Genomic DNA, 13,006 nt, shown 5'->3' on the forward strand with positions numbered 1-13,006 from the left:
CTTCCGGGCAGGGCGGTGACCGCCGCGCCGGCAAGCGCGGCGGTCCCACGGGGAGGTGCGGTCAGCCGTCCATCTGGGCGATCAGCGACTTCGGCCGCATGTCCGTCCAGTTCTTCTCGACGTAGTCCAGGCACGCGGCCCGGCTCTCCTCGCCGAACGCGATGGTCCAGCCGGCCGGCACGTCCGCGAACGCGGGCCACAGCGAGTGCTGGCCCTCGTCGTTGACCAGCACGAGGTAGCGGCCGTCCTCGTCCTCGAACGGGTTGGTCATCGCGAAGCCTCCGTCCAGGACAGCCCGTCGGCCGCGGGGACCAGGCCGTTCTCCAGGAGCGGGAGTTCGTGGGCGGCGATGCCCTGCACACCTCGTACCTGGATGTTGTTCATCTCCTGCATGACCTCGCGCACGACCGGCGTGCCGAACAGGTGGTGCATCCGCTCGCCGGACTCGGTCTGCATGCTGCCGGTGCGCTCGACGGCGTCGGCGAGCGCGCCGGACGACTCCCGGAAGTCCTGGACCAGGGCCTGCTCGCCGGAGTGCACACCGCCGACGAGGCTCACGAACGCCTCCAGGTCGGTGGCGGCGAGGTTGGTGACCTTGCGGGCCTTCCAGAAGTACGACTCCTCGTTGCTCTGCATGTCGTAGAACGCCGAGAGGAACTCGTAGAACACCCGGTACTCGCGGCGGTAGCGGCCCTCGAACTCCTCGAAGACGCGGTCCTCGGCCAGCTCGCCGGCGAGGACGGTGTTGATCGACCGGGCGGCGAGCAGGCCCGCGTAGGTCGCGAGGTGCACGCCGGTGGAGAAGACCGGGTCGATGAAGCAGGCGGCGTCGCCGACCAGCACCATGCCGGGCCGGTGGAACGTCGAGTTGGTGTACGAGTAGTCCTTACGGGTGCGGATCTCGCCATAGGTGCCCTCGGTGACCCGGGTGGCATTTTCCAGGAACCCGCGCACGATCTCGCAGCGGTCGACGAACCCGAGCAGCGACTGCTCCTGGTCGCCCTGCAGCTTGGCCGCGTGCTCCCGGGAGATCACCGCGCCGACGCTGGTCAGCGTGTCGGACAGCGGGATGTACCACATCCAGCCCTCGTCGAACGCGGCGCAGAGGATGTTGCCGGAGTCCGGCGCGGGCAGCCGCTTGCCGCCCTCGAAGTAGCCGAACAGCGCGATGTTCTTGAAGAAGTCGGAGTAGATCCGCTCGCCGCGCACCCCCTGGTGGATGCGGCTGCGGTTGCCGGACGCGTCGACCACGAAGGTGGCGTGGATCTCGCTGCCGTCGGCCAGGCGGACGCCGCGCACCCGCTCGTCGTCGCCGATGACCTCGGCCACCGGGACGTTCTCCCGAACATCCACACCGTGCTTGGCGGCGTTGCGCAGCAGGATGTCGTCGAACTTCATCCGCTCGACCTGGTAGGCGTACGACGTCGGGCCGGACAGCTCGGGCGCGACCGCGAACAGGAAGTTCCACGGCACCGGGTTGGTGCCCCAGCGGAAGCTGCCGCCCCGCTTGACCATGAAGGACGCCGCCTCCAGCTCCTCGGTGACGCCGAGCAGCCGCCCGATGCCGTGCACCGTGGAGGGCAGCAGCGACTCACCGATCTGGTAGCGCGGGAACGTCTCCTTCTCCAGCAGCACGACCCGGTGGCCACGCTTGGCCAGCAGGGTGGCCGTGGTCGACCCGCCCGGGCCGCCGCCGACCACGACGACGTCGGTGCTCTCGATGTTGGCGCTCAACGCTTTCCCTCCAGCAGGTTCCACCAGGCGGCGACCGTCGGGTCCTGGGCCAGGTCGAGGTAGCCGGCCTCGAAGCCGGCCTCCCGCCACCGGGTGGCGAGGCTCATCAGCCGGATCGAGTCGAGTCCGCGATCGATGAGGTTGTCGTCGTCGGCGAAACTGCCCGGCTCCTCGGCCAGCACCTCGGCGACGTCGCTGCGGAGACGGTCGAGGCTCAGGGGTGCGGTCATGTGCGGCATTCCTTCGGTCGCTCGTATTAGGTAAGGCTTACCTTATTATTTCGACCACGTAAAGACGGCTTCTCGCCTGTCGGGTGAAATTTCGTAAACGTGCAGGGCAGCGCGCTTGTGACCGAGATCGCGTATGCCGAGAAGGTCAAAATCGGCTGCCTGAAACATGCGCCGAGCGATCAGGTGCCGCTCATCGGGATCAGCCAGAATCTTGCGTACGCGTGGGTCCGCCGCGAACAGTCCATCGGCGACCGCCCGCACGAGCCGCCGGCCGAGCCCCTGCCCGGTGCGGCCGAGCTCCCCGATCGCCAGGTGAATCCCCAGGTCATAGGGCTCGGCGTCGTAGTTGAGCCCGACCACATCCCGCGGCGTGCGGTAGATCTCGACGTACGCCAGAGGTTTGTCCCCGAAAGACACGAGACAGGGCCGGGAGAAGTCGCCCGCCAGTTGCGCGGCGATCTCCGCCGCCCAGCGCGACGCCGGCCACGCCTGCCCCCAGAAGAGCGCGACATGCGGCTCGTTCATCCATCGGCTCACCAACGGCGCATCGGACTCCGACAGCACCCGGATCGACCAGGGCGGCTCGAGAACCGGCACGGGTGGGGGTCCCGCCGCGACCACCGCCGCGGCGAGACCCTCGGTCACCTCACGCGTGGACACGTCAGACAGCTGCCTTTGCCACAGCCGAGATGTCCGGCAGGACGTTGGCGATGATGAACTGCACCGACAGCGGCGTCGGGGTGCGCAGCGCGGAGAACTGCGGGCCGGTCAGCGCCTTGTAGGAGCCGCGCTTGACACTCGCCAGGCCCTTGAACAGCGCGTTGCCCTCCAGGGTGGGCTGCAGGGTCGGCTCGGCGTAGTAGATCAGCGTGACGTTGGCGTCGAGCACGCTGACCTTCTCCAGGCTGAGCTGCACGGCGAACTCGTCGCCCTGGAGCGCGGCCACGGCCGGCGCCAGCTTCATGCCGAAGTCGTTGAGCATCTTCACGCCGGCGTCCTTGTCGGAGCGCAGCACCCCGATCGAGCCCGCCTCCCACATCTGGCTGAGCGTGAATTCCTTGCCGGCCAGGTCGGGCAGGTCGGTCTTGGCCTTGGCGATCTTGCCCTCGATGTCGGTGATCACCGTGGTGGCCTCGGCGTCCTGGCCGACCGCCTTGGCGACCTGCTTGAGCGTGGTCTGCCAGGGGTCCTCGAAGGCACCGGTCGTCTCGTACGCGGTGGTCGGCGCGAGCTTCGACAGCTTGGCGTACTCGTCGTCGATGTAGTAGTCGCCGCCGGCCAGGATCAGGTCGGGCGCGAGCGCCGCGATCTTCTCCACGTCGAAGCCGGTGTCGCCGGCGGTGAGCACGGTCGGCTTGCTGGTCAGCAGCGGCTTGGCCCAGTCGGTGACGCCGCCCTCGCCGGAGGACTCGGCCACGCCGACCGGCTGCACGCCGAGCACCAGCAGCGCGTCGAGGTCGGCGTCGGAGAGTGCCACGATCCGCTGCGGAGCGGCCTTGACCTCGGCCGTGCCGAGCTTGTGGGTCAGGGTGACCGGGTAGCTGGCCACGGCCGCCGACGAGGTGGCCGGCGCCGCCGTGTCGGCACTGTCGTCACCGCCGCAGCCGCTGAGGGCGGTGAGCCCGGCGGCGAGGGCGAGCCCGGCCGCGAGAGCACGGCGCGTGGCGGACATGGGGAAGGACATATAGGACCTCACGATCGCGAAGTTAGGTGAGGCTAAGCTAAGCGACGCGGCGGATCGAAGCAAGGCGGGGTCCCTGTGTTGGTAAGGCTAACCTTCCATAGGGTTAGGGCAATGAAACGGAAGGGAAAAGATGGTGGCCACCACCCGGCCGGCCCGTCGGGCACCGGTCACCCGCAGCCGCATCGGGGCATTGATCGCGCTGGTGGCGGCCGTTCTCCTGGCCGTCGCGCTGAGCCTCGCGCTGGGTGCCCAGACATTGACGGTCAGCGAAATTTGGCACGCCGTGGTCGCCCCCGACCCCTCCGCACCGGCCACCGCCATCGTGCGAGACCTTCGTCTCCCCCGGACCATCCTGGGCGTCCTGGTCGGACTGGCGCTCGGCGCGGCCGGCGCCCTGATGCAGGGGCACACCCGCAACCCGATCGCCGACCCCGGCCTGCTCGGCATCTCGGCCGGCGCCTCGTTCGCGGTGGTGATCGGCATCCAGTTCGGGGTGACCGGGCTGACCGGCTACATCTGGTTCGCCTTCGCCGGCGCCCTGCTGGCCAGCCTGGCCGTGTTCGGCATCGCGGCCGGCGGCCGGGGCGGCCCGACCCCGGTCACCCTGGCCCTGGCCGGCCTCGCGATCAGCGCCCTGCTGAGCTCGTTCACCCAGTCGATGCTGATCTCCGACGACAGCAGCCTCAACGTCTTCCGCTTCTGGGTGGTCGGCTCGCTCTCCGGCCGCGGCACCGACGTCGCCGTCCAGGTCCTCCCGTTCATCGCGGCCGGCCTGCTCCTGGCCCTGGCCAACGCCCCGGCCCTGAACGCGCTCGGCCTCGGCGAGGACGTGGCCCGCGCGCTCGGCCAGCGGGTCCTGCTCGCCCGCACGATCGGCGTGATCGCCATCGTCCTGCTGGCCGGCGCGGCCACCGCGGCCTGCGGCCCGATCGCCTTCCTCGGCCTGATCGTCCCGCACATGGCCCGCGCCCTGACCGGCCCCGACCACCGCTGGCTCATCCCGCTCTCCGCGCTGGCCGGCGCCGCCGTGCTGCTGCTCGCCGACGTGCTCGGCCGCCTGGTGATCCGCCCGGCCGAGCTGCAGACCGGCATCGTGCTGGCCGCGGCGGGCGCACCGTTCTTCATCGCCCTGGTCCGCCGCCGCGCCGGGGTGGTGAAGCTGTGACCACCACCCTGGTCCGCCCGGCCCGCCGCCGGGTCCTCAGCGCCGGCCCGGTGGCCGGCACCGTCTCGTTGCGAGCGGTCGCGGTCGGGCTGGCCGGCGTGGCCGCCACCGCCGCGATCGTGGTGTTCAGCATCAGCCACGGCAGCTTCACCATCGCGCCCGGCGCCGTCGTCGACACCCTCCTCGGCGGCGGGACGACCGCGCAGAAGCTGATCGTGCTCGACCTGCGACTCCCCCGCATCCTCACCGCGCTGCTGGTCGGCGCGGCGCTCGCGGTCTCCGGCGCGCTCACCCAGACGTTCGCCCGCAACCCCCTGGCCAGCCCCGATGTACTCGGCGTGACCAGCGGCGCGTCGCTCGGCGCGGTCGCCGTCATCGTCCTCGGCGGCCAGTCGGTGATCGGCGTGCCACTGGCCGCCCTCGCCGGCGGACTGCTCACCGCCGCCGCCGTCTACGTGCTGGCCTGGCGGCGCGGCGTCGACGGCTACCGCCTGGTCCTCATCGGCATCGGGGTCGGCGAGATCGTCACCGGCGGCGTCTCCTGGTTCCTGGTCCGGGCCGAGATCGTCGACGCCACCCGGGCCACCATCTGGCTCAACGGCTCGGTGGCCGGCGCCGCATGGGAGCAGGTCCGCCCACTGTCGATCGCGCTCGCCGTGCTGCTCCCGCTAGCCGTCGCCACCGCCTTCACGTTGCAGGCACTGCAGTTCGACGACGACGTCGCGCGGGCTCTAGGCGTACGCCTGCAATTGGCGCAGTTGGCCGTTGTCCTCACCGCCGTCGCCCTGGCCGCGGCCGCGGTCTCCGCCGCCGGCCCGATCGAGTTCGTCGCCTTCGTCGTCCCGCAGATCGCCCTGCGCCTGTGCGGCGGCGCTCGCCCGCCGCTGGTGGTCTCCGCCATCCTGGGCGCGCTGCTGGTCTCCGGCGCCGACCTGGTCGCCCGCACGATCCTGCCCACCCGCGAACTCCCGGTCGGCCTGGTCACCGCGATCGTCGGCGCCCCCTACCTGCTCTGGCTCCTGGTCCGCACCAATCGGAGGACGACATGACCCGCACGACGCCGCCCTCCGAGCCGGCACTCGACCCGGCGCCGCCTTCTGAGCCGGCGCCTTCTGAGCCGGCGGCCCGCGGGACAGCGACCCATCGCCTCTGCGCGAGAGGCCTCCAGCTCGGATACGGCGAGAACGTGGTGGTCGACGGGCTCGATCTGAACATCCCGCACGGCGCGGTGACCGCGGTCGTCGGCCCCAACGGCTGCGGCAAGTCCACTCTGCTGCGCGCGCTCGGCCGCCTCCTCAAGCCACGCGCCGGCGAGGTCCTGCTCGACGGCCACCGGATCGACCGGATGCCCACCCGCGAGGTAGCCCGGATCATCGGCATGCTGCCGCAGTCCCCGGTCGCCCCCGACGGCCTGACGGTCGCCGACCTGGTGATGCGCGGCCGCCACCCGCACCAGACGTGGTTCCGCCAGTGGTCGGCCGGCGACCAGGAGATCGTCACCGAGGCCCTGGAGTGGACCGACATGCGCGACCTGGCCGACCGCCGGGTCGAGGAGCTGTCGGGCGGTCAGCGGCAGCGAGCCTGGATCTCGATGGCCCTGGCCCAGGGCACCGAGGTGCTGCTGCTGGACGAGCCCACCACCTACCTGGACCTGGCCCACCAGATCGACGTGCTCGACCTGGTGAAACGGCTGCACCGCGAACGCGGCCGCACGATCGTGATGGTCCTGCACGACCTCAACCTGGCCGCCCGCTACGCCGACCACGTGGTGGCGATGCGAGACGGAAAGATCGTCGCCGAGGGCACCCCCACCGAGGTCTTCACGGTAGAGCTGCTGGCGGACGTGTTCGGCCTGTCCGCGCTGGTGGTGCCGGACCCGGCCACCGGCACGCCCCTGGTGGTCCCACTGCCGCGCAAGGCCTGAGCATCCGGTGGTCCCACTCCCGCGCAAGGGTTGAGTATCCTGTGGTCCCAACGGCGAGCGCAGGGACGACGAATTTCAATGGCGGCAGAGCGCGACGGTGACCGTCGGCACATGAGCGACGCGCTCCGCGAGGCAATCCTGCGCGGCGAGTTCCTGCCCGGCGAGCGCCTGGTCGAGGCCCAGCTGATGACCCGCTTCACCGCGAGCCGCTTCACCGTGCGCTCCGCGCTGACCGACCTGTCGGCCGAGGGCTTGGTCGAGGTCCACCGCAACCGAGGCGCCCAGGTCCGAAAGGTGTCCCTGGACGAGGCGGTCGAGATCACCGAGGTCCGGATGGTGGTCGAGGGCTTGATCGCAGCCCGTGCCGCCGAGCGAGTGCAGCCCGACCAGGCGTCCGAGCTCGACGAGATCGGCCTACTGATGCGCCGAGCGGTGGAGGCCGGCGAATACCGCCGCTACAGCGACCTGAACCAGCGCCTGCACGCCTTGATCCGCGAGATAGCCGGCCACCGAACGGCCGACCGCATCGTCGGCACGCTACGAGGCCAGCTGGTCCGCCACCAGTTCGTGCTCTCACTGCTGCCAGGCCGCCCGCAGACGTCCCTCCCCCAGCACGAACGCATCATCACCGCGATCCGCGACGGCGACCCAAAGATCGCCGAAGAAGCCATGCGAGAGCACATCGCCAGCGTCATCGATGCGCTTCGATCGATAGACCAGCTGGGCGGCCCAGCCTGATACGGGTACGCCGCAGGCCTCCCGCAACCGCACCAGCGCCGAACCCGCAGCCTCAACCGAGCGCGCGGCACGCCGTTCGCGCGGGCGTCGCCCCGCCCCGTCATCCAGTCACGGTGAACCGGCGGTCGAGGCGTTGCGCGACGAGCGCTGGCCCAGGATCAACCGACGTAGCGGCCGTAGGCCGAGCCGGCCGCGGGTGTCGAAGCGGGCACCAAGGCTGACTCGGTAGCGGTGTTCGGAGGCTCTGTTCAGCGGCGGCGCCATGCGACCCGCTGGACCAGCAGGGTGAGCACTCCGGCGACGACGATCGCGGCCAGATTGACGAACAGCTGCACCGCCGAGCCGGCCGCCTCGTCGGTGACGCCGTACGCCAGGGCCACGGCCGCGTTCGCCGCGGCCGGCACCGTGGTCACGGAGATCAGCACGCCGACCAGGGTGCCCGCCTTGGCCGACGTCAGCGAAAGCATCCCCGCGATGCCGGCCAGGAACCCGACCAACCAGCTCAGCGCGTCCGGTTGCCAGATGAAGCTGGTCAGCGGCCGGTCGGCGAGCAGCATGTCGCGTCCGACCAGGCCGGCCGCGTCGAGCAGCCATGTGGCGAGCACGGTGACGGTCATACCCACCGGAAAACCGACGGCCAGTGCGGCCACCCCCCGGCGGGACAGGGACGCCCGGCGACGCACCAGTCCGACGCAGAGGGCGGCCAGCGGTCCGAACTCCGGGCCGACGACCATCGCCCCCACGATGAGGATCGGCTGATCGAGCAACACCCCGATTCCGGCGATCACGGTGGCCACCGCCATGAAGACAAAGAACGCCGCCGACAGCCGCGACTCCTCGGCGGTGGCCTGCTCGATCTGCTCCCACACGACCGCGTCCACCCCGAAGCCCGGGGCTCGCCGCTCCGCGCGGTCGGCCGAGTGGGACAGCGACACGTCGACGCTTTCCAGCATGATCGAGCCGTCTCGTTCCAGCCCGAGACCACGCAGCCGCTCCAACAGGGTGCTGGCGCCCTCCCGGGCCACGTCGCAGGTGATCAGATCGCCGGCCGGATCCCGCGCCGCGCCCGGGAACACCACGACATGTGTCACCGCCACGTCGTCGGCGAGCAACCGCTCGACCTGAGCGCTCCGATCCACCGGGCTGATGATCCGCAGATGCAACACGGCATCATTCCACCACGCGCCGCAGCGCGTCCCGATCAGCACCGACCGGGAACCCGCCGAACAGCCGCTGGAGACGTCTCCATCTTCATCCTGCCTACCGATGAGCGCGTCGACTGACGGTGCGGCGCCACAGGCTTGCGTAATATTTCGGCGGGCATCCGGATCTGGCCGCGGACGAGGCGCGCGAGGAGACAGCCGCCGCCCGAATCACGTCGGTGCGTGGATCATTTGATGCCGGCCGCCGCGTCCAGTTCCTGCAGGAGGTGGGTGGGCGGCGAGCTCGACGGCCTTGTGACGCCACTCCGCAGCGCGGTAGACGCAAGCGATCAGGCCGCTGCGGTGCACGCGGCGCAGGTCGCCGTAGGCGAAGGCATACCTGGCCTTGGTCTCGGCCGAAGCGCCGTCGGTCAGGCCGAGGAACCAGGACGCGTACTCGTCCCAGGAATGTTTGTCGAGGAAGGCGTTCTCGGTGTCAGCGCGCGGCTGCACATCGCCCCAGTCGCTCTCCAGCACGTACTGCTTCGAGGCGATGAGTTGCCGGGCCCGTTGCAGCGCCGCCTCGTTCACTTCGTATCTGGCCATGACCTTGTCTTTACCCCCCGGCGGACCGGCCACGCGACGCGGCCGTGATCGGCGACCTGTCTCCGCCAGGACCGCGCACGGCTGCCATGCGCGGCGGTAACCAGAAGCGGGGCTTGGCCTCTTCGCGGGTGTCGTTTCTGTCCAAGACGATGGCCGGTGGCGCTTACTACCCTGGGCGGACCAGCCTATGTTGATCTACCAGGGAGTGCCGCCATGCGCGATCTTGTCTACACCGGTTTCATGTCGCTCGACGGTGTGCTGGATTCCCCAGGTGGCGGCCCGGGTGAGGAGCACCGCAGCGGCGGCTGGGTGATCAAGGACATCGAGGTCCTGCCCGAGGCCTTCGCACTCAAGGGCGAGGAGCTGCAGGACACGACGGCCCTGTTGTTCGGCCGGCGCAGCTACGAGCTGTTCGCCCCGGTCTGGCGCGACTCGCAGGACCACGCCGCTTACAAGGAACTGCCGAAGTACGTTCTGTCGACCACCCTGACCGACGACGCGCTCGTCGACGGCTGGGGTCCCACGACGATCCTGCGCTCGACCGACGACGTCGTGGAGCTCAAGAAGAGCGATGGCGGCGCGATCTTCATTCACGGGAGCGCCGAGCTTGCGCGCCGCCTCGCGGACGCGGGACTGATCGACAGGTACAACTTACTGCTCTTCCCGGTGCTGCTCGGTGCCGGAAAGAGTCTGTTCAGCCGGGCCGACAACGACAAGCAGACGCTGCGCCTTCGCGAGTCCGAGGCCTATCCGAACGGTGTGGTCAAGCTGATCTACGACGTCGTTCGCTGACTGAGGTCAAGCGAGATCGCGCCACGGACACCCTCCCGCAGCTGCCGCACCGTGTGCCCGATGTATTGGCGCAGCGCGCGGGCCAGGTGCGGCTCGTCGAAGTATTCGAGTCCGGCGACGACGTCGGCGACCGGCATGCCGGCGGTCAGCAGGAGCGAGGCTTTCCTGGCACGCTCGATCTGCCGTACAGCGCCCTGGGTGAGCCCGGTTGCCGCGCGGAATCGGCGTTCGACGGTGCGTTCCGAGACCGGGGGAACGCGCCCCTGCCGGACATCGGTGACGATCGGATCACGGACTACGGCGCCGGCCCGGACGAGGCGCGTGACGAGCGCCTCGGCATCGTCGGGGCCGGGGATGTCCCACCGGACGCCGTCCAGCCGGAAGGTCCGATGTGTGGTGTCGGACAGCTCGATGCCGCCGTCGAGCAGGGCCGAGGTAGGCATGTTCCGCAGCGACGTGCCCACGGCGAAGTCGATGCCGAGGAACGTCGCGCCGTCGGGCACGGGCGCGGTGCTGGACCTGCTCTCCGGACCCGTGACGCTCGCGTAGGACCTGCCCTCGCGCTGCCAGAACACCAGACCCCAGCGCACCGCCGCGACGGACGTCATCTCGAAGAACTGCTCGCTCGTCGAGGTCCACACGGAGTCGACCCACGGCGAGTCGGAGGCACGCGTCTCGAATCGCAGAGTCACACGAGCAGGGTAGTCGCCCGCACCCGGCAATCGACAGATATCGGAAAGCCGCGCGCGACCCGGAAAGATCCCGAATGTCGCACCTCTGCCGCCCGGCCGTCTGCGTTGAGGTGGACGGCAGGCGGCTTACGGGTGCGCGATCTCCACCCAGGACGGTCGGATGGCCATGGTCACCCGAACGGCGTACACGATTGTGAAAGAATCCCGCGTCATGACGCAGAGTCCACGGCCGCTGAATACCCAGGTCGCTCACATCGCGCGCGTGTACGACTACTGGCTCGGCGGCAAGGACAACTTCGCCATCGATCGGCAGGTCGCCGACATGATGAAAGAGGACTCGCCCGAGGTCGTGGAGGGCGTGCTCGGCAACCGGGCGTTCCTCGCCCGTACCGTGCGCCACCTGGCCAGCGAGCACGGTGTACGTCAGTTCCTCGACATCGGGACGGGCCTGCCGGCGGCGAACAACACCCACGAGGTGGCCCAGTCTGTTGCGCCGCAGAGTCGCGTGGTCTACGCCGACAACGATCCGATCGTGCTCAGCCACGCGCGGGCGCTGCTGACCGGCACCGTCTCGGGCGCCACCGCCTACCTCGATGCCGATCTGCGCGACACCAAACAGATCCTGCGGGAAGCCGCCACCACCCTGGACTTCAGCCGCCCGGTCGCGGTCATGCTGATCGCGGTCCTGCACTGCATCCCTGACGAGGATGACCCGGCGGGCATCGTCCAGCAGCTGGTGAACGCGCTCGCGCCCGGCAGCTTCCTGGTGTTGTCCCATCCGGCGATCGACATCCACCGAGGGGTCCGCAAGGCGGCCCCCCGGATGAACCAGCTGATGCAGACCCGGCTCACGTTCCGCAGCCACGAGCAGGTCGCAAGCTATTTCGACGGACTGGAGCTGCTTGATCCGGGAGTGGTCCGCGTGCCCGACTGGCGACCCGCAGCCGAGGCCGACCGGGCAAACCCGGCGGCCGTGTGGGGCGGAGTGGGCCGCAAGGTCTGACACGCTCCTCGCTGCGGCAGGCCGGCCGTGCGCACCGCACTATCGACCCGAGCCGCCGCGACGATCACGACATTCGAGGACCGGCTGACAGCGGCATTGTATGCCCTCGACACCCCTGCTCACGCCAAAGCGGCACGGGCGCGCAACGACTGGTTCCTCTACGTTCGCTGCGCCACTGTCGCCGCGGGACGCGACACCTACGAACTGGTGCTGACCCGCCCGGCCGAGTTGCGCCGTGTCGCCCGCCGCGAGGCCGAGCTGCTGCTGACCGTGGCACCGACGGCATACGAACGAAGCACGGGCCGGCACATCGCGGTGCAGAGCGCGAAGAAGGACTAGTTGATTCGTTCGAGTTTCAGCCAGCCGGACGGGAACTCGAGCTCGAGTCCATCATCTGTGCATGAGTACCCTTTCTCGTACGAAGACATCTCCTCCGCCATCGGTCCATATTTCTGATTGTCGACATAGAGTGAATCAGAGATCTGACCTGCAAATTCTTGCCGTCTCATCTGTTCACCTCTCGTCGATATCCTCAGTGTGACGCGGGAGGTCTGGACGAGTCGGACCGTGTGTCCCTGGGCCGCGCCTACGAACGTGAGCCCTCCATTCGTCCGCGAGGTTCCGTCCTTGTCGTTCTGGAGCACCAGCGAGCTGCCGCCAAGAAGGCCAAGTCTGGTCGGCGGGCCGGTTCCGTCACCCTGGTAGTCGATTTCGCCTTCAACCGGCCCCCATCGTCCCACAACGCACGGATCTACCGCATCGACCGTACCGGATTTCCGGTATCCGTCCGCCGTCGGAAGTGCGGAGGGGTGGCGTGAGTCAGAATCAAGCGTGTTAGATGTCCTGGCATCAGCCGGAGGCCGATTTATCGGTTGGTCAGGTGTTGCCGGCATGTCTGCCGAACGCGACGGGCTGGGCTCCGAGAGCGCTGAAGCCGACTGGCGAGGGTGCAGCGCGCCCGGCCTCTGCGATTGCCGCTTGCCTTCAGAAACCCCGAGGGCAAGGCAGGCGCCGGAAGCTGCGACCGCCAGAACGGCGAAGGCAATCGTGATTCCGCGCCGCCCGATTCCGTGTCGCTCCAGAGTCAAGGTGATCACGAGCGCGATCACTGAGGCTCCACCCAAGGCGAGCAGTATCCAAGGGTCAATATCGGCCAGCGAAGTAAGGTCGGCCACCACTGAGACGATGCTGAGGAGCGGAATAAGCACACGCGCGACCTCGGCTGATCGACGCAAGCTTCCCGATGGGGCCTGAGAGGAATTCCCGGGCGCCGTCACGACGTGAAATCTCCTCAGT

16 protein-coding genes are annotated in these 13,006 nt (G+C 69.3%); 7 read left to right on the plus strand and 9 right to left on the minus strand.

What is annotated here, in order from left to right:
• Positions 1-61 precede the first annotated feature (61 nt).
• From Adu01nite_RS16785 to Adu01nite_RS16805, 5 genes are read right to left on the minus strand one after another with little or no spacing between them, the layout of a single operon-like run.
• Positions 62-271: an MbtH family protein gene (locus Adu01nite_RS16785; RefSeq protein WP_203727810.1), complete on the minus strand. Its 210-nt coding sequence runs from the start codon at positions 269-271 to the stop codon at positions 62-64.
• Positions 268-1,734, minus strand: coding sequence for an FAD-dependent oxidoreductase (locus Adu01nite_RS16790; protein WP_239132464.1), 1,467 nt, complete (start codon positions 1,732-1,734; stop codon positions 268-270). Before Adu01nite_RS16790 ends, Adu01nite_RS16785 begins: the two co-directional genes overlap by 4 nt.
• The gene (locus tag Adu01nite_RS16795) at positions 1,731-1,964 is read right to left on the minus strand and encodes a phosphopantetheine-binding protein (protein WP_203727811.1); all 234 of its coding nucleotides are present in this window, start codon (positions 1,962-1,964) and stop codon (positions 1,731-1,733) included. The genes Adu01nite_RS16790 and Adu01nite_RS16795 overlap by 4 nt, the downstream gene beginning before the upstream one ends.
• A 45-nt stretch (positions 1,965-2,009) precedes the next feature.
• Positions 2,010-2,624 (minus strand): GNAT family N-acetyltransferase, encoded by a 615-nt coding sequence (locus Adu01nite_RS16800; protein WP_239132465.1) that lies wholly within the window; start codon positions 2,622-2,624, stop codon positions 2,010-2,012.
• A 1-nt stretch (position 2,625) separates the two neighbouring features.
• Positions 2,626-3,636: an ABC transporter substrate-binding protein gene (locus tag Adu01nite_RS16805; protein ID WP_203727812.1), complete on the minus strand. Its 1,011-nt coding sequence runs from the start codon at positions 3,634-3,636 to the stop codon at positions 2,626-2,628.
• Positions 3,637-3,778: 142 nt separating this feature from the next.
• Between Adu01nite_RS16805 and Adu01nite_RS16810 the strand changes: the two genes are divergently transcribed.
• The 4 genes from Adu01nite_RS16810 to Adu01nite_RS16825 all read left to right on the plus strand — a co-directional run bounded on the left by Adu01nite_RS16810 (position 3,779) and on the right by Adu01nite_RS16825 (position 7,475).
• Complete coding sequence (locus Adu01nite_RS16810; RefSeq protein WP_203727813.1) at positions 3,779-4,813, plus strand: FecCD family ABC transporter permease; 1,035 nt, start codon at positions 3,779-3,781, stop codon at positions 4,811-4,813.
• A complete protein-coding gene (locus tag Adu01nite_RS16815) occupies positions 4,810-5,862 on the plus strand; it encodes a FecCD family ABC transporter permease (RefSeq protein ID WP_203727814.1) in 1,053 nt (350 codons plus the stop codon). The genes Adu01nite_RS16810 and Adu01nite_RS16815 overlap by 4 nt, the downstream gene beginning before the upstream one ends.
• The gene (locus tag Adu01nite_RS16820) at positions 5,859-6,737 is read left to right on the plus strand and encodes an ABC transporter ATP-binding protein (RefSeq protein WP_203727815.1); all 879 of its coding nucleotides are present in this window, start codon (positions 5,859-5,861) and stop codon (positions 6,735-6,737) included. Before Adu01nite_RS16815 ends, Adu01nite_RS16820 begins: the two co-directional genes overlap by 4 nt.
• Positions 6,738-6,848: 111 nt before the next feature.
• Positions 6,849-7,475: a GntR family transcriptional regulator gene (locus Adu01nite_RS16825; RefSeq protein ID WP_203727816.1), complete on the plus strand. Its 627-nt coding sequence runs from the start codon at positions 6,849-6,851 to the stop codon at positions 7,473-7,475.
• 248 nt (positions 7,476-7,723) lie between these two features.
• Here the strand turns inward: Adu01nite_RS16825 and Adu01nite_RS16830 are convergent, their stop codons facing one another.
• Together Adu01nite_RS16830 and Adu01nite_RS16835 are read right to left on the minus strand one after the other, a co-directional pair.
• Positions 7,724-8,614: a DUF389 domain-containing protein gene (locus tag Adu01nite_RS16830; RefSeq protein ID WP_239132466.1), complete on the minus strand. Its 891-nt coding sequence runs from the start codon at positions 8,612-8,614 to the stop codon at positions 7,724-7,726.
• 234 nt (positions 8,615-8,848) lie between these two features.
• Positions 8,849-9,223 carry a hypothetical protein gene (locus tag Adu01nite_RS16835; protein WP_239132467.1) on the minus strand — a complete coding sequence of 125 codons (375 nt, stop codon included), beginning with the start codon at positions 9,221-9,223 and terminating at the stop codon, positions 8,849-8,851.
• Positions 9,224-9,436: 213 nt separating this feature from the next.
• Between Adu01nite_RS16835 and Adu01nite_RS16840 the strand changes: the two genes are divergently transcribed.
• Positions 9,437-10,015 (plus strand): dihydrofolate reductase family protein, encoded by a 579-nt coding sequence (locus Adu01nite_RS16840; RefSeq protein ID WP_203727818.1) that lies wholly within the window; start codon positions 9,437-9,439, stop codon positions 10,013-10,015.
• Here Adu01nite_RS16840 and Adu01nite_RS16845 read toward each other — a convergent pair.
• Positions 9,997-10,707, minus strand: coding sequence for a helix-turn-helix domain-containing protein (locus tag Adu01nite_RS16845; protein WP_203727819.1), 711 nt, complete (start codon positions 10,705-10,707; stop codon positions 9,997-9,999). The genes Adu01nite_RS16840 and Adu01nite_RS16845 overlap by 19 nt on opposite strands.
• Before the next feature lie 160 nt (positions 10,708-10,867).
• Here Adu01nite_RS16845 and Adu01nite_RS16850 point away from each other — a divergent pair, with 160 nt between their 5' ends.
• Complete coding sequence (locus Adu01nite_RS16850) at positions 10,868-11,710, plus strand: SAM-dependent methyltransferase (RefSeq protein ID WP_239132468.1); 843 nt, start codon at positions 10,868-10,870, stop codon at positions 11,708-11,710.
• Positions 11,711-11,737: 27 nt separating this feature from the next.
• Positions 11,738-12,049 carry a DUF4240 domain-containing protein gene (locus tag Adu01nite_RS16855; RefSeq protein WP_203727820.1) on the plus strand — a complete coding sequence of 104 codons (312 nt, stop codon included), beginning with the start codon at positions 11,738-11,740 and terminating at the stop codon, positions 12,047-12,049.
• Here Adu01nite_RS16855 and Adu01nite_RS16860 read toward each other — a convergent pair.
• Positions 12,046-13,006 (minus strand): hypothetical protein (locus Adu01nite_RS16860; protein ID WP_203727821.1); only part of this gene is annotated, 961 nt, incomplete at its 5' end. The two genes, Adu01nite_RS16855 and Adu01nite_RS16860, sit on opposite strands and share 4 nt — an antisense overlap.

This window comes from Paractinoplanes durhamensis (assembly GCF_016862175.1).
Classification (GTDB): domain Bacteria; phylum Actinomycetota; class Actinomycetes; order Mycobacteriales; family Micromonosporaceae; genus Actinoplanes; species Actinoplanes durhamensis.